General features: G+C 68.5%; 22 protein-coding genes and 2 pseudogenes. 12 read left to right on the forward strand and 12 right to left on the reverse strand.

The features are described from left to right. The 7 genes and pseudogenes from ADK55_RS39345 to ADK55_RS40245 all read right to left on the reverse strand — a co-directional run. Window positions 1–418, reverse strand: a 418-nt coding sequence (locus tag ADK55_RS39345) for a helicase-related protein (RefSeq protein WP_324611212.1), incomplete at its 3' end; no start/stop codon positions are given. A gap of 1,048 nt (window positions 419–1,466) precedes the next feature. Next, window positions 1,467–2,144 (reverse strand): annotated as a pseudogene (locus ADK55_RS41095) (CRISPR-associated endonuclease Cas3''); the annotation flags it as partial. A gap of 24 nt (window positions 2,145–2,168) precedes the next feature. Further along, window positions 2,169–2,831: a type I-E CRISPR-associated protein Cas6/Cse3/CasE gene (cas6e, locus tag ADK55_RS31185; protein WP_053683579.1), complete on the reverse strand. Its 663-nt coding sequence runs from the start codon at window positions 2,829–2,831 to the stop codon at window positions 2,169–2,171. Then, the gene (locus ADK55_RS31190) at window positions 2,828–3,256 is read right to left on the reverse strand and encodes a type I-E CRISPR-associated protein Cas5/CasD (RefSeq protein ID WP_078999623.1); all 429 of its coding nucleotides are present in this window, start codon (window positions 3,254–3,256) and stop codon (window positions 2,828–2,830) included. The genes cas6e and ADK55_RS31190 overlap by 4 nt, the downstream gene beginning before the upstream one ends. 128 nt (window positions 3,257–3,384) lie before the next feature. Continuing rightward, window positions 3,385–3,579 carry a hypothetical protein gene (locus tag ADK55_RS31195; protein ID WP_159041614.1) on the reverse strand — a complete coding sequence of 65 codons (195 nt, stop codon included), beginning with the start codon at window positions 3,577–3,579 and terminating at the stop codon, window positions 3,385–3,387. Window positions 3,580–3,714: 135 nt separating this feature from the next. Beyond that, window positions 3,715–4,188, reverse strand: a complete 474-nt coding sequence (locus ADK55_RS31200) for a hypothetical protein (protein WP_199826672.1) — start codon at window positions 4,186–4,188, stop codon at window positions 3,715–3,717. Then, window positions 4,188–5,210: a hypothetical protein gene (locus ADK55_RS40245; protein WP_234350327.1), complete on the reverse strand. Its 1,023-nt coding sequence runs from the start codon at window positions 5,208–5,210 to the stop codon at window positions 4,188–4,190. The genes ADK55_RS31200 and ADK55_RS40245 overlap by 1 nt, the downstream gene beginning before the upstream one ends. Window positions 5,211–5,731: 521 nt before the next feature. Here ADK55_RS40245 and ADK55_RS31215 point away from each other — a divergent pair. The 6 genes from ADK55_RS31215 (at window position 5,732) to ADK55_RS31235 (ending at window position 8,949) form a co-directional block, all read left to right on the forward strand. Beyond that, entirely contained in the window at window positions 5,732–6,223 is a 492-nt protein-coding gene (locus ADK55_RS31215) for a Pycsar system effector family protein (RefSeq protein ID WP_053683586.1), read from the forward strand. A gap of 107 nt (window positions 6,224–6,330) precedes the next feature. Then, window positions 6,331–7,062 carry a hypothetical protein gene (locus tag ADK55_RS39355; protein WP_063839663.1) on the forward strand — a complete coding sequence of 244 codons (732 nt, stop codon included), beginning with the start codon at window positions 6,331–6,333 and terminating at the stop codon, window positions 7,060–7,062. After that, window positions 7,008–7,448, forward strand: a complete 441-nt coding sequence (locus ADK55_RS39360; RefSeq protein ID WP_063839664.1) for a hypothetical protein — start codon at window positions 7,008–7,010, stop codon at window positions 7,446–7,448. The genes ADK55_RS39355 and ADK55_RS39360 overlap by 55 nt, the downstream gene beginning before the upstream one ends. Then, a complete protein-coding gene (locus tag ADK55_RS31225) occupies window positions 7,445–8,182 on the forward strand; it encodes an ATP-binding protein (protein ID WP_053683589.1) in 738 nt (245 codons plus the stop codon). Before ADK55_RS39360 ends, ADK55_RS31225 begins: the two co-directional genes overlap by 4 nt. A 64-nt stretch (window positions 8,183–8,246) precedes the next feature. Then, window positions 8,247–8,555, forward strand: a complete 309-nt coding sequence (locus ADK55_RS31230) for a hypothetical protein (RefSeq protein WP_053683591.1) — start codon at window positions 8,247–8,249, stop codon at window positions 8,553–8,555. A 100-nt stretch (window positions 8,556–8,655) separates the two neighbouring features. Then, entirely contained in the window at window positions 8,656–8,949 is a 294-nt protein-coding gene (locus ADK55_RS31235; RefSeq protein ID WP_053683593.1) for a hypothetical protein, read from the forward strand. 100 nt (window positions 8,950–9,049) lie between these two features. Here ADK55_RS31235 and ADK55_RS31240 read toward each other — a convergent pair whose 3' ends face one another. Beyond that, a complete protein-coding gene (locus tag ADK55_RS31240) occupies window positions 9,050–10,291 on the reverse strand; it encodes an IS110 family transposase (protein ID WP_420713697.1) in 1,242 nt (413 codons plus the stop codon). Between the two features lie 468 nt (window positions 10,292–10,759). On the opposite strand from ADK55_RS31240, the gene ADK55_RS40250 reads away from it, so the two are divergent. Together ADK55_RS40250 and ADK55_RS31250 are read left to right on the forward strand one after the other, a co-directional pair. Continuing rightward, window positions 10,760–11,293: a hypothetical protein gene (locus ADK55_RS40250; protein ID WP_234350328.1), complete on the forward strand. Its 534-nt coding sequence runs from the start codon at window positions 10,760–10,762 to the stop codon at window positions 11,291–11,293. A gap of 260 nt (window positions 11,294–11,553) precedes the next feature. After that, window positions 11,554–12,177 carry a DUF3710 domain-containing protein gene (locus tag ADK55_RS31250; protein WP_053683598.1) on the forward strand — a complete coding sequence of 208 codons (624 nt, stop codon included), beginning with the start codon at window positions 11,554–11,556 and terminating at the stop codon, window positions 12,175–12,177. 319 nt (window positions 12,178–12,496) lie between these two features. On the opposite strand, the gene ADK55_RS39365 is transcribed toward ADK55_RS31250, so the two are convergent. The 4 genes from ADK55_RS39365 to ADK55_RS40260 form a co-directional block, all read right to left on the reverse strand. Continuing rightward, window positions 12,497–13,075, reverse strand: a complete 579-nt coding sequence (locus tag ADK55_RS39365; RefSeq protein ID WP_199826673.1) for a YidB family protein — start codon at window positions 13,073–13,075, stop codon at window positions 12,497–12,499. A 224-nt stretch (window positions 13,076–13,299) separates the two neighbouring features. After that, window positions 13,300–13,734: a hypothetical protein gene (locus ADK55_RS31260; protein WP_053683600.1), complete on the reverse strand. Its 435-nt coding sequence runs from the start codon at window positions 13,732–13,734 to the stop codon at window positions 13,300–13,302. Window positions 13,735–13,792: 58 nt separating this feature from the next. After that, the gene (locus ADK55_RS40255) at window positions 13,793–14,092 is read right to left on the reverse strand and encodes a transposase (protein WP_234350329.1); all 300 of its coding nucleotides are present in this window, start codon (window positions 14,090–14,092) and stop codon (window positions 13,793–13,795) included. Window positions 14,093–14,851: 759 nt separating this feature from the next. Continuing rightward, window positions 14,852–15,313 carry a transposase family protein gene (locus ADK55_RS40260; protein ID WP_234350330.1) on the reverse strand — a complete coding sequence of 154 codons (462 nt, stop codon included), beginning with the start codon at window positions 15,311–15,313 and terminating at the stop codon, window positions 14,852–14,854. 322 nt (window positions 15,314–15,635) lie between these two features. Here ADK55_RS40260 and ADK55_RS31275 point away from each other — a divergent pair, with 322 nt between their 5' ends. From ADK55_RS31275 to ADK55_RS38915, 4 genes and pseudogenes are all read left to right on the forward strand, one after another. Further along, window positions 15,636–16,136, forward strand: coding sequence for a peptidylprolyl isomerase (locus tag ADK55_RS31275; protein ID WP_053683604.1), 501 nt, complete (start codon window positions 15,636–15,638; stop codon window positions 16,134–16,136). A gap of 521 nt (window positions 16,137–16,657) precedes the next feature. After that, window positions 16,658–16,906 carry a hypothetical protein gene (locus ADK55_RS31280; protein WP_053683606.1) on the forward strand — a complete coding sequence of 83 codons (249 nt, stop codon included), beginning with the start codon at window positions 16,658–16,660 and terminating at the stop codon, window positions 16,904–16,906. Window positions 16,907–16,933: 27 nt separating this feature from the next. After that, window positions 16,934–17,137, forward strand: a pseudogene (locus tag ADK55_RS31285) (hypothetical protein); the annotation flags it as partial. A gap of 251 nt (window positions 17,138–17,388) precedes the next feature. Beyond that, window positions 17,389–18,147, forward strand: coding sequence for a hypothetical protein (locus ADK55_RS38915; RefSeq protein ID WP_159041615.1), 759 nt, complete (start codon window positions 17,389–17,391; stop codon window positions 18,145–18,147). Window positions 18,148–18,295: the final 148 nt, after the last annotated feature.

An 18,295-nucleotide genomic window follows, 5' to 3' on the forward strand; every position in this document is an offset into this window, starting at 1 on the left:
GGGTGAGGACGGCGAGGCGGGGGCTTCCGGTGGGGGCCCAGGTGGGTCGGTCGGTTCGATGGTGGCGGGGTCCGCGTCCTGCTCGCTGGGGGGGTAGGGCGAGGGGGGCGAGGTCGCTGATGACGAGGTCGAAGTCCACGTGGAGGGATTGTTCGGCGACCTGGGTGCTGATGATGACGAAGGGGCGGGCCAGTCGTGTGCCTCGGGGTCCGGTCCAGCGTTGGAGTCGTCGTGTGACCGCGGTGCGTTGGCGTGCGGGCATGCGGGCGTGCAGGAGTCGCACGAGAGGTTTCTGCCCTGGTCTGTTCCATGTGGTGGTGAGGAGGTCGTGGGTGGCTTGGGCGTCGGCGACGGTGTTGCAGACGATGAGGGCGCAGCCGCTGTGTGTCTCTCGGAGGGGGATGAGGAGTTTGAGGATGGCGCCCGCGCGGCCTTCGGGGAGGTCGGGGTCGTGGGGTGTGGCGGCTGTGGTGGAGGTCGATGGTGAGTTGGTGGGCGCGGTGTGAGCCGAGGGATTTGCTGGTGGTGACGGTGCCGGTGGTGTGGTCGGTGTAGGTCCAGCCGGGGTAGCTGGGTGTGAGGGTGGGGGTGTCGTGGTGGCCGGCGCCGTGGCGGTAGGCGTGGACGAGGGAGGCGGCGCTGTCGCCGGTGACGGTGGCGGAGAGGAGGACGACGGGTACGCCGAGGGCGCCGAGCCACTGGAGGAGCCTGAGGGTGAGTGCGTGGCCGTGGGCGTCGTAGGCGTGTACTTCGTCGATGATGACGGTTTTGCCGGACAGGCCCAGCCAGCGGAGCATCATGTGGCGGTGTGGGAGTACGGCGAGGGCGGCTTGGTCCCAGGTGCCGACGGTGATGCCGGCGAGGAGGCCTCGGTGGCGGCCGCGGAGCCATTCGGCGACGGTGCCGGGTTCGCAGGTTGCGGTGTTGAGGTCGTCGGGGGTGTAGGAGGCGTCGAGCCAGGCCATCGCGTGCAGGAGCGTGACGGGCGGCGGGGTGCGGCAGTTGGCGCGGGCGTGGTCGCGGACGCGAGCCCACATGGCATCGGTGGTGGCCATGGTCGGCAGGAGGAAAGCGAGACCTTTGGTGCCGGCGGCAGGTCCCATGACCCTTTCTGCGTAGAGAGCCGCTTCGGTTTTGCCCTCGCCCGGTGGGGCGGTGATCAGAAGGAGGCCGGCGCCGGATCGGGCGAGGCCTGGCAGGTGCTGGGTCAGGCTTTCCTGCACGGGGTGCAGCCTCTGGCCGCGCAGGTGCGGGAAGAGCTCCGTGAAAGCGCGGGTTCGGCGCCAGGAAGGTGGGCTGAGCTGCGCGTCGCGCAGGGCCGCGGGTGCTGCCCGCCGGGCGCGGCGGGCGTGTCCTTCCCAGTCTGCGGTGCCGTTTCGGGGCCAGCGTCGTTGGCGGGCTTGAATCCAGGGGATCTGGGATGCGAGCCAGTCGGCGAGGATGATCAGTCCTGTGGTGACGACCGCGGCGGGTCCGCCGGCGGTCCGCTTGGGTGGGGCTGGCGTTCCGAACAGGGTGTGGATGAGATGGATGAGGCTTTCGCGCTGCTCGTCCCATGCCTTGTCGCCCAGGGCGGGTACGGCGCCGAGGGGGCAGGTGAGTTCGTTGCCCTGGTGGGAGAGTGCGGGGGCGTAGGTGCCGTGGTGTCCGCTGATGAGCTGCCCGATCTGGTGGGCGGCCTGATGGGTGGGGCGGCCGCTCAGGGGCATGCCGTGGATGCGGTGCAGCAATTCCGGGAGGGCGAGGTGGGCTGCCCGCTGGTGGCTGGGTGTTCTGGTTTCGGCGGGGGCCGGCTCGTAGCCGGGCAGTCCGGTCACCTGGTCTGCCCCGGGAGCGCAGGATTGGAATCCGGGCGTGATCTTCCCGAGGTCGTGGAGGCCGGCGAGAGTGACGATGAACAGTCGGGCTTCTTGCTGGGTCAGGCCCCAGCCGTCGGCGATCACGTGGCGCTGTCTGGGGGTCAGGTAGCGCTTCCACAGAGCATCGGCCATGACGGCGGCGTCGATGGCGTGGCAGCCGGCGGGATAGGGGCTTGGTAGGCCGCGGTCCTTGGCCCAGAGCTTTGCTTCGAATGGCGCCGACACTCGGCTTTCTCCGGTTTCCGAGACGGGTGGTGGCCTCGTGCCTGACCGGTGCGAGGCCACCGAAGAGGGATTGCGATGTTCGGTTCAGGGCCGGTATGGGGCGATTGACAGCAGCCCCAGGCCGTAGGCCCTCCCCCGGCCGATGCCGGTCGTGATCGTCTCCCTCAACGCGGTCGGGTCGGTGACGCGCGCGACGCCTTCGAACCGGATGACGGAGTAGCGGACCGGTTTGGCCGAACCGCGCCGGGCCCGCACGTCGGGCTGCGGGATGTCGAGGGCGAGTTGGTTGTCCAAGCCTGCCTTGCCGGCTTGCCGCGCCCACCACTGGAGCGCTTCCTCACCGCGCAGGGGAACGCGCTTGCCTCGCTGTCCCGGCAGCGACTGACTCATCGAGGGATGGGTGTCGACGCGGTACCTGATCACACGTCCTTCGGCGGCCCAGTCCAGGAGCGGATTGAGGTCGCGGTAGGCGATGTCCCGCGCGTATCCGGCGGGAAGGCCGTTGCGGTTGATGGGCAGTGTCGACTGGATCAACAGGACAGGTCCGGCCGCCTCTCGCTCCACGCGGAACAGGGTGTTCGTCGCGGCACGCGGTTGCGGGCCGAGGTTGTCGGGAAACAGCGCCTGGACCCTGTTGTGGAGACTGGTCGCGTCCGTCAGGTCCCGGTGAACGTCTCGGCTGCGTTCCTCGAGCCTCAGCTGGGCCAGCTGCACGGTCCGGGTCAGCGTTTCGGGCACCGTGCTCACACGGTCACCTCCGGCCTGTATGCGGTCAGAGCGTTGATCCACTGCGTTCCCGACCCACTGTCGGGGGCGTGCGGCAGTTCCCGCTGCCGCTCCCACACGGGGCGGCGGGTGAAGCCCCTTCGCGCGCCGGGGGCCGGGGTGTCTCGGACTTCCCCGTCGGGGAGGGCGCCGGGCTCGGGGGCGGTGTCGTAGACGAACGTCGCCGGCTGCCGAGGCCCCCGCCGGAGCGCGGCGCGGTGGATCGGGAGCCGGTCCAGTTCGGCGACGGGATCCGCTACCTGGTCGAACAGGAGGATCGGTGTATCCGGGGTGCAGGAACGGCGACCCAGGAACAGGGAGAACACCGGACGACGCAGCGCGCTGCCCACGAGTTCGGTGGTACGGGCCGGCCCGGTGACCGCGACCGTGAACGCGGCATCCGTCAGGTACCAACGGTCATGAGCCGCAACTTACCCCCGCCCAGTGACACCCGGACGGCTCTTCACGCAGGCACACCTGGCCCGCGGCAATCGCGGGCCAGAGGCGAATAGCACGCAGTTGGAACACCACCCCTTCACCAGTACACGACCCCCGCGGATGGGCGCACCGTCGCCACCGCGATCGCCGTCCTCGCCTGGACCATCGCCTCCACCGTCGCCCTGCGCGGCTGGAGCCTGCGCCCGGTCGTCAACAACTTCCCTGCGCCCGCCCAGCCCGCTCCGGCCTTCCAACCGCAGATCGAGATCCGGCCCGAGATCCACATCCCCACCTCGGCTCCGGCCCCCGACGACGACGCCCCCGACAACGTCCACCGCTTCCAGCGCTGACCCCGGTCGCTCCGCCTGGTCCTCGCCCACCCCCCGCAGCCGCGGGACGGGGCGAGGGCTGGACAGGCCGCCCGGCCTTACGCACCACCCGCCGCGCCCCGCCGACGCCAGAGACGTCTGAGGGCTTCCAGCTCAGTACGAGGAAAGTGCTCACCCCATTTGCCTCGATACGCGCTCTCCCCGTATGTGTCGGCGACTTGGTCGAAACAGCGAATGACTGCCCGAACCAACCGGTCGACGGGCTGCCAACTGCTCCACACCTCCGTGCCGGCGCTGTTGTGCAGTTCGCCGTGGCTCAGCTCCACGATGCGGATCCACACAGTGGTGTCCTGCCGGTAAAAGACCCACCGGTAGGCAGTGGGTTCGGCTTCGAACTGCGTTCGGACCTCGGTCTGCCCGGTCAGCACGCGGCTGACGGCGTTCAGTAGGTCTTCCGGTGCCTCGCTGATGGAGGACGCTGTGAGGTCTGCTTCCCGCTCGTGGTCGGCGATGGTGCAGTTAGCCCAGCCCCTGCCGCTGAGCCTCCAGGAAAGGCTCAGGTCACTCGCCATCAAGAAGCCGCCGACTGTTGGTCAGTCCCGCTTGCTGGTCCTCCACCCCAAGGGTCGTCAAGCACTGTTTCGGGGAAGTTCGCCGTAAGCATTTCGTCGATGCAGCTGCGCAACCCAACGCCGGTGGGGTCGATCCAGGTGAGCCACGGCACCGGCTGGAGCAGGTCGTCGTATTGACGGATGCCGGGGTCGGTGAGGAGGGCGCGAAGCTCGTCGGGGGCGGGGTCGGTGACCAGGCACAGCCAGGCCAGGCCAGCGCCGATGCGGACCTCGGGCGGCCGTCCGGGATCCGACCACAGATCCCGGGCCCACCTGGGAGCGTCTTCATCTGAATGTTCGCGGGCGAGTTGGGCGATCGCCAGGATCAGGCTCACCCGGACCACCGCATCATCTTCTCTCGCCAGCTTGGACTGCAGAGCAGAGAGGACGTGTGAAAGCTCGCCGGTCGCCGCCGCCAGGACGTAGGCGATCTCGGAACGGACCTCGGGGTCGGGGCTGGCGAGAAGCGGGAGTAGAAGGTGCAGGTCGTCCGTGACGGCCTGACGGGCCGCCTGGATCGTCCAGTCCACCGGGCACATCGTGCTGCCCTCGACCATCAACGGCTCCTCAGCGACCTGGAGCAAGCCTTCCCGCGTTCCGTCCCCCATGTGCTGACACCGGCCGATCTCGGCGACCAGGCGAAGGGTCTGGGCACGGAGTTCGGGGCGCCCAGTCGCCGCGACCCGGAGCAGGAACGGCACCGCCAGTGCCCCCACCGCGATGGTGCCGCCTTGATGATGAAGATTGTTCCAAAGCCGCTCCAAGGCCCTGTCGGCTGCGTTGGCGTCCCCGGACGCGAGCGTGGCGAGCAGTCCGGGGATCTCCTCGCCCGGGCCGTAGAAGTGCCGGAACTGCTGCCAAGGGACCTCGTCATACCTGAACCGGTCCTTGACCTCCCTCGGGACCGCGCCCAAGGCCGTCCGCACGTCGCAGTCCGTGCCGGCCCATCGTTCCGGCCAGCCGGCCCAGAAATCATCGTCCACGGCTTGGCCTTCCACCCCATTGACAGCATCCGAACGCGGGGATTCTAACGACTGGTGATCAAGGGGCGGACCCTTCTGCCGCACTCCGGTGACATCGCAGCACGGCGACGTCATTTCTCGTGTGCATCTGCAGCACTCAAGATCGCCAACTGCTGTCCAAACAGCCGGCCAAACGCTGCTACTTCACGACTTCACGTGAACGAAGCCAACACCTGAATACCGCATCTCCGGAACAAGTGCACTCCGCCAGTACCGCTGCGCACCCAGGGCCGCTGCGACCCCTGCGCCAGGGGCTACGAGCCCAGCCCCGACACCTACTTCACGTTCCCGGCCCCGGTCACTCACCGCCCGGCCGCCTGATCCACGACCACCTTGGAAGGAGAGTCGCCGTGCCAACGGCCACCCCGACCACGTGATCCTCCGCTGACGGTCCTGGCGGCTGCCTGATCCACCCGCCCCGCGCACCGCGCGGGCCGGGTGGCGACGGGGAGCCGGACAGCCCGGCCGGAAGGGACTACGACATGACCCTCAACACCGCCACCGCCACCGCGACGTCGACCAGCGACCCGGGCCGGCACTTGGACGAGGCCTGCGTCACGGTCACCGGCGAGATCGCCCGCATTGACGGCAAGGCGTCCTTACTGCTCGCCTTCACCGGCGCGGTCCTCGCCGGACTTGCCGGCCTCGCGGGCAAGAAGCTGCCACTGCCCGCCCAGGTCGCAGGCGGCGCCGCCGGCCTCGCGCTCGCGGCCGCCGCCGTGCTGCTGCTCCTGGTCGTACGGCCCAACCTCGGCGACCGTGGCCGCAGCGTTCGGGAGGGATTCCCTCTCTGGGCGCGGCTGGACGAGGCCGGCATCCGGGCCTCCATGAACGAGGACACGCGCACTGCCCGGATCAAGGCGCTCTCCACCATCGCGGTCACCAAGTTCACGCGCCTGGCCCGCGCGGTCGACACGATCCTCACCGCGCTCGCCCTGCTCCTGGTCGCCGCCATCCTCGCGGTCACCGGATGAGCATCCGGCCGTACGCGCTCGCCCCGGTCCTCACCGCCGTGGCCGCCGTCGCCGCCCGGCACACTCACCCCGCCGCACGCCCCGACACCGACAAGGAGCAGTAACCCATGGCCCTCACCCTGTTCGCCCGCCGTCCCGAGCCCGTCGAAGCGCCGGCCCCCGAGCCGTGGCCGGAGACCGGCGAGACCTGGAAGCCCGAGGGCGTCACCGTCGTCGAGCGGTACTACAACCTCGGCCACGCGGTCGTGCTCGTCTTCCTCGCCAGCGGTTGCCACGTGGTGTCCTGCCTCGGCTGCCACTACCAGGCGACCAAGCTCAAGGCGCACTACAGCACCATGCTCACCCTGGACGAGGCGGCCGAACTCGCCAACACCCACGCGGCCGGCTGCCGGGCGCTGCCCCGCGACATCCCCGCCCGCCCTGACGAGGAGGCCTCCCGCGAACTGCTGCGCACCACCGTGCGCGCCATGCGGAAGCGGGATGAGCGCGTGAACTTCTACCTCTACCTGCTCGACACCCAGCGTCTGGCCCTCCAACGGACCAACGAGTGGATCGTTGGCGAACTGGAGCGCCTGGCCGAATCAAGACCGTCACCAGCCGGCTCGGCCGTTTACACATCCGCCGAACCGACAGTGCGGGCGATTGGCAGCTCGCGCACCACACCCTCGACGGGGTCGACACGATCCTGGCCGAGCAGACGGCGGCCGCGTACGCGGCCGCCGTCGACCACGCCTACCTCGCCGTCGTGCGGAACGTGGACGGCCTGCACGTACAACCCGGCGTCTTGGAAATCCACGACCGCATCCTCGGCGACACCCTCTACCTGGAAGGCATCCTGACCGGCGCCCGCGGCCGCTGCCTGGCTCCGGAACTCATCGAGCGCCTGGCCGACGCCGTCGACCACGGACACGAACTGACCCTGCTGCTCGCCGACACCGTCCGCGCCACGACGATCGACCACACCCCGACGGGAAGCCCGCACCGGCACGGCGAACCCCACCGTGCCGTCCCGTACTTCGCCGAGGCCGGTACCGGCGCCTGCCCCCACGGCGGCAGCCCCCATGCCCGGCACACCGGCTGCGACGACGACGTCCTGATCTGCCTCGACAGCCCCATCGGCGACCATTGCCCCGGCTGCCAGGACACGGCCGGCGAGCCGGTGCCCTGGATCCTCTGCCCGTACCGGCCCGCGTCCGCGGACCTCCAGGACGGAGGCACGCTGTGAACCGGCACGACCCCAATCCGGCACCAGGACCGGAAGCGGAGAAGGCGCTGAGCGTGCTCGCCGAGACCGCCACCGAACTCGCCGACAAGTCGTGGAACTTCACAGCCGGCCTCGTCTGCCCCGAGAGCGTCGCAGGACCGGCCGGCCACCTCCGCGACATCGCCGGCCGGCTCGCCGCATACGCGGCCCGGGTCGACCACCTCCGCGACCACGCGTCGACCCACCGATCGAAAGGACCCGAAATGGACCCGCTGAACCTCCCCGCCGGCGCCGTGTGCGTGATGGTCGGCCCGCCGGGCTCCGGCAAGTCCACCTTCGCCGCCCGCTACCCCGACACCTGGCGCGTCTCCCTGGACCTCTACCGACACCTGGCCACCGACTCAGAAACCGACCAGTCCGCCACCCCCGTCGCCGTCGAGATCCAAAACCTCCTCCTGGACGCCCGCCTCGCCCGCGGCCTCACCACGATCGTCGACAGCACCTACGTGCACGTCCACGTTAGGAACGGGCTACTTGCCCGCGCCCGCTACTGGCAACGCCCCGCCATCGCCGTCCTGTTCGACGTCCCGCTGGTCACGGTCGAAGCGCAGAACGCGGGCCGCGACCGCGCGGTGCCCGTCCACAGCGTGCGCGAACACCACCAACTGTTCCCCACCCCCGCCCGCCTGTACGACGAAGGCTTCACCGGCGTTTACCGGATCTCCGAACTCGACACGGCCGGAACCCCGCAGTGAGCCGCGCGGCCCCCAGCCCGCACTCCCATCACCATCCAGCTCGACTTCTGACAAGGAGGCTCTCATGGCCGTCCAGACAGTGCAGTCCGACACCTTCACCGCGCTCGACACCTGCTTCACCACGGAGCTCGCCGCCCTCATCGGCAGCGAACCGCCGCGCAGCCTCACCCCGAACCGGTTCCTCGACCTGATCGAAGAGGTCCGCGACGTCCTCGCCGACTCCAGCCTCGGCAACCTCCAGGACGCCAGCGACGAACTGGACTCCGCCGCCACCTACCTCACCGACGCACTGACCGAGCCCGGCGCCGATCGGCCCGTACTCCTGGCCCGCGCGCGCACCCACCTGCGCGACGCCATCGAGACGGCCAGCTGAACCGCTGCCCGAGTTGAGCACACTCTGTGCCGCCCCGGACCCCACACCCGACGGGGCCGGGGCGGCCGCAGTGGCCCCTCAACACAGAAAGGAAACGGACGTGCAGCTGGCCTACTTCGAGGTGGACTTCCCCATACACAGCACCGAGCAGCACGGTCTGCACGTCTTCACCGGCCGCGCCGACAGCCCCAGCGCCGCCGTACGGATCGCCCACGAGGTCTACGACGCGGCACGCGCCGACCAGGAGACCGGACTTGAGCTCCCCCACGGCCGGCCGGACGGCTGGGGCGTCTGCGGATACCGGCCCGGCTGGGAACTCGACTGGCCCGCCGCGACCGCCGGCCGCTGGACGAACCCCAACCGCTGCACCAAGCCCAGCACTTACGACCTGTAGCTCTGCCCCGGGACGGGCGCTCAAGGCGTCCAAACCAGTTCGCCCGTCCCGGGCCCACCCAACCCGTACGAGACGAGAGACATCTCGGGATCTGAAGAAGTCAAGCAGCCACTGCCACTGGCGAGGACGCGGGCTGATTGAAGGCGAGCTTTTCGTCGAAGAGGGCTCGTTTCTGCAAGCAGTGGAACAGCTGCCCGAGCAGGCGATTGAACAGGTGCCGTTGGGCTTGCGCGTGCCAGTCGCCGACGTCGCGCCGGTGGCGGTAGTGGGCCTGCGCGCCGGGCGACGATCGCAGGGAGGAGAAGGCCCAGAGATAGCCGGCGTGGTGGAGCCGGTTGTTCTTGACCATGCGGCGTCCGACGTAGTGCTTCTTGCCGGAGGCGCGGGTGATCGGTGCGGATCCGGCGTATGCCTTCAGCCCGCGGGCGTCGGTGAAGCGGTTGCGGTCGTCGCCCGTCTCGGCAAGAACTCGTGCCGCGAGCTGGACGCCGAGGCCCGGGAAGCTCAGGAGTATCTCGGCATCGGGATGCTCGCGAAAGCTGCTGTCAACGGCGTCGGCGAGATCTTCACTGGCCTGGCATGCTGCTTCGAACTGCTTCAGCAGAGCGAGAAGCTGCTTGCCGAATGCATCCTCGACAGCCACAGGCTGGTGGGCGTACTCGGCTCGCAGGACACCGCGCAGGCGGGCGGCCTCTTCCTCAACGCTTCGGACGCGGCCGGCGTGCTTGAGAGCGGAACGCAGCTGGCTCAGCGACAGCCGGGAGCCTTGGGTGGGTGTCGGTGCTTTGGCCAGGATGATGCGGGCTTCCTCGCGGGCCAGGCCGCCCTGCTTGGGCAGGAAGGCGTCCAGGGCAGCGGGGTAGTACTCGCGCAGCAGAGAGCGGATCTGGTTGCCGATCTGCTGGCGGTTCCAGACGGCGTCCTGTTGGGCTCGGGCCAGCACCGCGATGGCCTGGACCTGCTCGGAGTCCGCTGGCAGCGGCCGATGCATGGCTATGTCGGTGCGGAGAATATTCGCCAGCACGAAGGCGTCACCCGGGTCTGACTTCTTGCGGGAGACACCATGACGGTCGCGATAGCGGGAGGCGGCAAGGGGGTTGATCGCGAAGACTTTGCGGCTGCCCGTTCGCAGGGCTGCGACCAGTAGGCCTCGGCTGGTCTCGATGGCCACCGGTATCGGCGACTCAGGGCTGTCGCCATGCTCGGCCAGGAGATCCAGCAGCATCCGGTAGCCCGCCGCGTCATCACCGATCCGGCGTTTGGCCACGAGCCCGCCGGCCTCATCGACCAGTGCGATGTCGTGATGCCGTTCTGCCCAGTCAATTCCGCAGAACACAGTCACAGGTTCTCCCGTCATCGAGTTGTTTGCGCAGGTCACGAGCTCATGCGGGTCACGCGGCGTCCTAATCCCAGGACTCATTCGGTCCGCCATCTCGGTAGCCGTTCGCGACACCAGCGCACCCCAGGGGCCTCTGTCTGCGCCAGAGCTCACGGCTCGCGGAGATGAACAAGAGGTCGCCCTGCGGCGGGCTCGCGCCACGACGGCAACGAACGACATACGGCGGTGGGTTTCACAGGACGTGCAGACGCCGGGCTGCGTCGCTCTCTCGTGAGGCCTCAAAGGCCGGGGAGACTCCCAGGCGTCTGCCCGACGTCCACATGCCCCGTGAAACCCACCAGCGTGACGGCGCCGCTCTATCGGAAGGCCTCATGGGCCCGGGGCCTTACAGACGTCCGTCACCAGGGAGGTCCAAAAGACCAACTACAGCCTCTGGAGCCACCTTCACTACGGATTAGGGAGATCCTCAGTATGGACTCCGTCCTGCACGCTTCGGGCCGGATCGGCCCGCGCACCCTCCTGATCACCACCGCCGCCGTGCCACTGACCGGCTGGGTCGTCCACGCCGTCGCGCTGCACAAAAAGCTCGCCGCCACCAAGCGCGACCCGCTGACTGGCCTCATGCGCCGCGACTCCTACACCGCCCGCGCCCGCCGGCTCTTGGCTCGCCACGGTGACGGCACGACTGTGGTCATGGTCATCGAGGCGGACCCCATGGACGGCTACGCCTGGGACGGAGACCACCGGTGGACACTGGAGTTGGTCCGGGAGTGGTGGCGGGACCGGGAGCGGATCCTGGAGTACCTGAGAGACCAGGTGCACGAGTGGGAGCGGTACGACCGGTGGATCCCGAACCAACGAGCAGTTGAGGGCGCCCTGGACTTCGCCGCCTACATCGCTGGCGGCACCGACTCCGGAAGCGTGGAGACGGACCTGCAGATCTACCTCTATTGGCTACAGGAACGCCGCTCTCCCTCCCCGGCCGACCGACTGCCCGAGCTCTGAACCGATATACCCGACTTGCCTGAGACAGGACAGCGGCACGGCAGCCTCACATGACTCTGCAGCCACCACAGGTCGGACGGCGGGGCCCGAGACCACGGCAACGAGAAGTGAGGCAGAACCCCGGCCATCCTCCCAATCGAACGCAAACATCACGCTCCGGGACTGTCCCCAAGATCTGTGCCAGAACCCGCAACTCGCCGATAGAGCCACCGGGCCGCATACATTGATGGGAAGGGCGGAAAGGCGAGGGGGCGGGGCAGATGAACGAGGATGCGTTGCAGGCGGGACACCGGCGCCGCGGAGTCGATGTCGGGCCTTGGGACGTGAGTGAGACGGGATGGCAGGCGCTGGATCTGCTCGATTTCGGAGGATTACAGATCCCCCGTGAGAATGCGCGCAAGGTGCATCTCAATCGGATGCGGTCCAGTGCGGAGTACGCAGAGGTGGTCCTCATCCGCGACACGACCGCAGGGTTGCAGCTCCAGGCGTTTCGCTCAGCCGGAGAGCCGGGGTGGGAGGAGGCCCGGGTCCAGCTCGAAGCGGATGTGCGGGCACGGGGTGGTGAGGCCGGATCATGGTCCGGACGAGCGGGCATCGAGCTCCAGGCGGTGATCCCCGTGGTGGGTAACGCTCACGGACGTGACTCCGCAACGGTGCGGTTCATCGGGTGCGACGGACCGGGATGGCTCCTGAGGGGGGTGGTGACCGGTGACGTGGCACTCCCCGGGAGCCGTGACGACTGGGCATACTCCTGCTTCGAGAAGGTCGTGGTGGACCCCTCCTTCGGAGATGCTTCCGCCGTGCCCGGCACCCATGCTCCGGCCGTGCCGCCGGAGCAGGGCCCGGTGATCCCCCTGCGCATGCCCGGGCCGGGCCGTCAGTAGCGGGGGCGGAGTCGTCCCAACGCTTGCCCCTACCGCGCCTGCGGACTTCCAGCCACGACAACGGGATCAACACCTCAGTCGCCATCGCTACGCGCCGACATTCCCGCCCGCACTCGCGACCCCCAAAATTGCGACAGAGTCCGGAAGGTGAGCCAGAACCCGAGAACGGGAGGCACCTCGCGGGCCCCCCGCGGAGCGGGTGGGGTGGCGCGGGACCGGGCGGTCAGGGCGCCCCGGGGGACTCCATCCACGGCGTCGGCGCTGCGTCACACACGGTGCCGACGCCGTGGCTACGAGGGCGCGGGTTTCGGTCTTGGGTTTACTGGGTGCGGGGCACAGCGTCGAAGATCACGGTCATGTCGGCGGTGTAGAGGCCGTTCCGGGTGTCGAGCGGGCGTGCGGCCACGATCGTCATGTCGGCTTGGGTTCCGGGAGTGGAGGTCGCGTCGTCCACGACCTCTTGAGGGAGTGCGGTCAGCGTCACGCCGTGGGACTTGGTGGTCAGTGCGATGGCGTCCCTCCCGTTGTAGAGGGCGGCGGGTCCTCCTTCGATGTAGGCGTGGATGCTGCCTGCCGTTCGGGCCTGGATGGCGCCGGCTTCGTCCTGGGCGCGGGCCAGTTCGACATGGCCGTTGGGGGAGGCGGTGTCGATGAGGCCGGGGAGATCTGCGGCGAGGCTTGCGGCGAGGTCGCCGGGCTCGCGGCCCAGGGATTCGGCGGCTTGGGCGAGCCGGTCCTCCCCGATGGCCCGGGTGATCTGTTCGGCGGTCACGGGCTCGTTGGGGCCGGAGCTGATCCAGGACCGCAGCTGCGGTTCCAGACCGGCGTCTGCGAGGCCCTTCACCGAGATCGGCACGGTTGTCGGCGTGGCCACGCCGTCGTTCACGGGATCGGTCATGCGGGGATCTTTCCCGCCCACGCAAGATCAAACGCAGGGTGGATCCGACCTCTGCAAGGTCCACTGCTACGAGACCGCCCCAGCAGGCCCAGGTGCTGTCGAAACTCGGGATCTGGCGCAATTTCCGTGATCTCGTAGCCGTAAGTGCCACCGGCTGGTCAGGCGAGGATCGGTCCGAGCGCGTGTGCTGCCCGCATGCCGATCGAGGTGCTGACGAACGAGTCTCAGTCGACAAGGTCCCTCGCTTCGTAGCTGGTCAGCCCCATGGAAAGCAGGGGCGGTACCAGTACATTCAGATACCACGCCATGTCAGTCAGGGCCGGCGCTCCTGAGAGCTCCCGTCGGTCGATCGTCGGGGTGAAGGAACAGTGCGATCGGCCGGCATGAAAAAGTAGCTGGCCACCAGTTCCGGCAGTTGAGTGATAGATGCAGACGCCGACGATGCAGTCGATGTTGTCCGGTGAGCCCACCAAGGTCAGGACCTCAGCTGCCTGGTCGGTTGAAGCCGACTGCCAGTCGAACATGTCGTCGTTGTTGACCACGTAGGAGATGCCAAACGGTTCCTGCAGCGACCACCCTTCACCGGCCAGGGCTCGCACCACGGCATCCACTGTGACAGCACGTGCGAACACGAGATCGATGTCGGCGGTCCTGGACATTCGTGGCTCCTCCGGTGGGGTCGATCGATGTCGGAAGCGTTTCACGTGTGGTCATCAGTCATGGAGCGAGGAGTACTCGTTTCCTCAGGAGTGCGAAGCCTGCTCGGCCGAACATCTGGCGTTTGAGCATCTTGATGCGGTTGACGTGCCCTTCCACGACGCCCGAGTTCCAGGGCAGCGTGAGCCCGGCGATGACCGCGGCCCGGTCGCGATCGATGCCGGCGGCGAGGGTGTGGAGACCGGGCAGGTCGTCTTGGCGGACCGCATCGAGCCACTCGGGCAGCCGTTGGCCCTGTCGCTCGGTGAGGATCTGGGCGAAGGAGCGGACATGTCCGGTGAGGCTTCCAGTTCGGGGCAATGGGCCAGGACGGCCTTGAGTCGGAGCTGTTCGACGTCGGAGACGGAGTCGGGGTGGCGCAGGATCCAGCCGGCGACGGTGCGGGGTGAGGGCGGGGGTGTGGTGACCGGATCGGCCGAAAGGCGTTTGGTGCGGAAGTAGGCGCGAACTCGCTGGTAGCTGCCTTTGTAGCCGAGTGGCACGATCTCCTCACATGCCTTCCATGCGTTGGTGCAGCCCTGGTTCCAGTGGTCGTCCAGGTAGGGCTTGTACTCGTCGAGGACGGAGGGGCGGCCCTGCCATTGGCCGTGGAAGAGGGGTTCCGGGGTGGTGGCGTCGGCGAGGAGCTTGACCGTGCGGTAGGTCATCCCGAGTTGGCGTTGGATCGCGCGGCGGCTGTGGCCGGCCGCCAGCAGGGCGTGGACGGCGGCATGGTTGGACCGGGTCCTGTCGGCGAACCGGTGGCCGGGCCACGGTGAGCCAGTGGGGTCAGCCTTCTCAGGAAGCCCCGATGGTCGGCGACGCACCGTTCGGCGGCTTCGCTGAGGTTGTGCCACAGATGCCAGCGGTCTGCGACCTGCACCGCCTGCGGTGCCCGGCGGTGGCGCCTTCGGCGAAGAAGGGAGCCCGGTCCCGGCAGACAACCTCGATCCCCGGCCTCTTGGCCAGCCATGCGGCCAGGCTCGATGCCTCGCGGTCTGGCAGCAGGTCCACCGGCCGTCGCGTTTCGACGTCCACCAGCACCGTGCCGTAGTGCCGCGGCCTTTGCGCGTCGCGTACTCATCGACGCCGACCACTCTCGGGGCCGGCAGATCCGGCTCGGGCAGAGCCTCGACGAACCGCAGTACCGTGCTGCGGCTGACGGACACCCCCAAAGACGCCGGCCATCCGAGCTCCCGCCCGGCCGGCCAGGGCGAGGCCGACCGCCGCCAGCGTCGAACGCAGACCCTCGGTCCACCGGCCGTACTTCCGGGTCAATCCAGGCACCTGCTCAACGAACGTCCGCCGCCCGCACGCAGCGACCGGGCAGGCGAAGCGGCGGACCCGCAGACAGAGCACCACCCGGCGTCCCGCGCTGGGAACATCCGCAGGAAACCGCAGGTAGGAGCTATGAACCCGGATCGACCAGTTCCCGCAGCCCGAACACACCGAACCGGTCGTTGTGCTGCGGGCCTCGACTCGTATCGTCTCGTTGCTCACGTCCACCGACACCACCGACAGGTCCGCGATCGACGGGAACATCAACTCCTCCAGCCGGAGGACCACTTCTTCCACGGTCCCGAACTGTCAGGTACCCGAGGTCACCACAGATCATTTTTGGGCGACTTTCAGAAGCCCGACACGACCACGAACTGTGACTCAGCGTGCACAGGTCACGGAACTTGAGCCAGAACCCGAGTTTGAGCAGCGTTTGGACACGGATCCGGGAGGCAGTCGTGCCGTTGAGGAATCGAACGTCAAGGTCTGCGGCGGGCTTCGGCCCGATTGGCGCTGCCGGCTCCAAATGATGGTGCAGGCTGGCACCACGGATGATCCACATCCCTAGGTGACAGGAGACGCGACCATGAGCGACAAGAACCCCCATGTCCTGCTGACCACGAGCTTCGGGGACATCGAGATCGAACTCAACGCGGAGAAGGCCCCGATCTCCACGAAGAACTTCCTGGAGTACGTCGACAGCGGGTTCTACAACAACACGATCTTCCACCGCGTGATCCCAGGCTTCATGGTCCAGGGCGGCGGCTTCACCGACCAGCTGGTCCAGAAGTCCACGCGCGACCCGATCCGCAACGAGGCCGGCAACGGCCTGCAGAACACCCGCGGCACGGTCGCCATGGCCCGCACCTCGGACCCGGATTCGGCCACCTCGCAGTTCTTCTTCAACGTGGCCGACAACGATTTCCTCAACCCCGGCCGGGACCGCGGCTACGCCGTCTTGGGGAAGGTCATCAAGGGCATGGAGATCGTCGACCAGATCGTGGCTACCCCCACGGGGCTCAAGAACGGCATGCGCGACGTTCCCACCGACCCGGTCTACATCAAGTCGGCCAAGCGCCTCGACTGAGAACCACCATCACAGGCGCCTCCGGCTTTCGGCCGGAGGCACCTCGTGCTCGACAGCCCCATCCCAAGCACCTGGCATACGACCCGACTCCATCACTCAATTCGAACGACGGCCCCTCGCCGTGCCTCCCGAAGTCGTGAACATCCGACGCCCGTTCTCGGGTTCTGGCCCAACTTCTGTGGAACCGGGCCGTACATGCCCGTGCCCGCGTCGAACCAGAGCACTGACCTGCCGGTTCCCATCGTTCGGTGTCCCGGTGAACCGATCGTCGAGCCGTCTCCACAGAAGCCGTTCCGGGGGCGGTGCGAGGGGCCGGGGGTGTCTCGGAGTACTCCCTGGCTCTTCTCGGCTGTCTGTCGGGTCATCACATGTAGCTGCCCGTAAGGGTGAAGGTGCTCCGCAGAAACCGTTGGCCAACTCTTGGCTGCTGCTACCAATTACCTTGCGTTCGGAGCGGAGTGGGAAGCCATCTCGCGTTCGGGCGTGAATCCCACTCCGCACCAAGAATGGATTTCGCCCTCATGGCAATCGCTCTCCGCAAGACGCTCGTCCTCACGACGCTGGCGCTGGCCGCGTCCCTCCTGCCGGCCGCCGGGGCGCAGGCCGCGGCAACCGCCGCCCCCGCGCTGCGTGCTCCCGGGCTCTACTGCCTCGCGAATGCCTGGAACACCCCGAACGTCTCCACGAAGCCGTGCGACACGAAGGACCAAGGCCAGCACTGGACCGTCTCGGGTCACCAGATCTTCCTGAACAACGCTCCGGCGTACTGACTCGCCAACACGTGGAACGCCTCGAACGTCTCGGTGAAGCCATGCGACCCGAAGGACCAGGGGCAGTACTGGAATGTCTCGGGCCAGCAGATCGCCCTCAGCTACGCCCCCGCCTACTGCTTCGCCAATGCCTGGAACACTCCGAACGTTTCGACGAAGCCCTGCGACCCGAAGGATCAGGGTCAGCGCTGGGTGATCTTCAAGGACCAGATCAGCCTCGCCGCCGCCTGACCTCGCCGGTCCAGGCCGGCTATCGCATGGTGGCAGCCACGGTCGCTGCTGTCGGGGGTCTTCAGGAGTCCTGACAGCTGCCCCGCCGCGGCCACCTCGGCCGCCGCCGAGGTCCCGGATGCCGGCGGCTGGCGTGTCCACGATGCGTGGGTCACCGCGAGCTCGTCGAGGGACGGGGCCGATCCCGATTGTGCCGGTACCTGGTGAGCGGGTGGCGCGTTGGCCTGGTGTGCCCCCTCGCCGATCCCGCGGTGGGGGCTGCTTCCCCGTACGGCGCCAATGTGCGGGACGACTTCACCTGGTGCGACCTGCACGTGGGCCACGACGGTGAGTGGCACTACGCCCACGCGCGGTTGGCGGGCGCGGACGATTGGTGGCTTCGCTGGCGGCCGGGGGCGCGTGAACTGGTCATCCTGGCGGGCTGTACCGCACGGGAGACCGAGAACATCCCGTCCGATCCGGAACCGTGCCTGCTGCACGCCGACCACGTCGGACGCCACACCTTCGAGTTCGACTACAGGGACCGCCGAGAGGGAGAGGGCCACCGGGCTCTGACCGTCGGAGACCTGCGCAAGGCGATGCAGCACCTGGACGACGACACGGCCGTCCGCATCGGCGCGGTGACCGCCAACATTTTCACCCCCAGCGACTTCGAGGTGCTGCGCCAGGCGGCGGTCGAGGGCACCCTCCCTTACACGACCGCCAGCGGAGCAGTGGACCCGGCCCTGATCCTGCTCCTCGGCACCCCAGCGCCGAAAAGGACTGACCCGCTCCGGACGTCGGGTGCGCGGGCCCGGCCGGGCTTCCGGTACGGCCGCTGCCGACACCCCCGCGCGCAGGGGCCAGGCACTACGGCGCCGGCTCCCAGGCTTCGGGGCCCGCTCCCCGCCATTCCACGAAGGTCGGGGTCGGTGCGATCCACGTCCTCGGCGTTCTCCAGGCCGGCGGCGGCGAGGAAGACTCGGATGTCTTCGGGGCGGTGGGCGACTCCGATGGCGACGCCGTCGTAGCGGACCCGGCGCCACCCCTGTTCCGACCAGGTCGCCGTCCGCCTCGGCATGCTGCGCAGCGATGTCGACCACTCGTCCGCCTCGGCCTCCTGCGCCCGATCCGAACGGTCACCGTCGACTACGGCAAAGCCCGCGGCGGCGAAGTCGA

It is taken from the genome of Streptomyces sp. WM4235 (assembly GCF_001279725.1).
Lineage (GTDB): Bacteria > Actinomycetota > Actinomycetes > Streptomycetales > Streptomycetaceae > Streptomyces.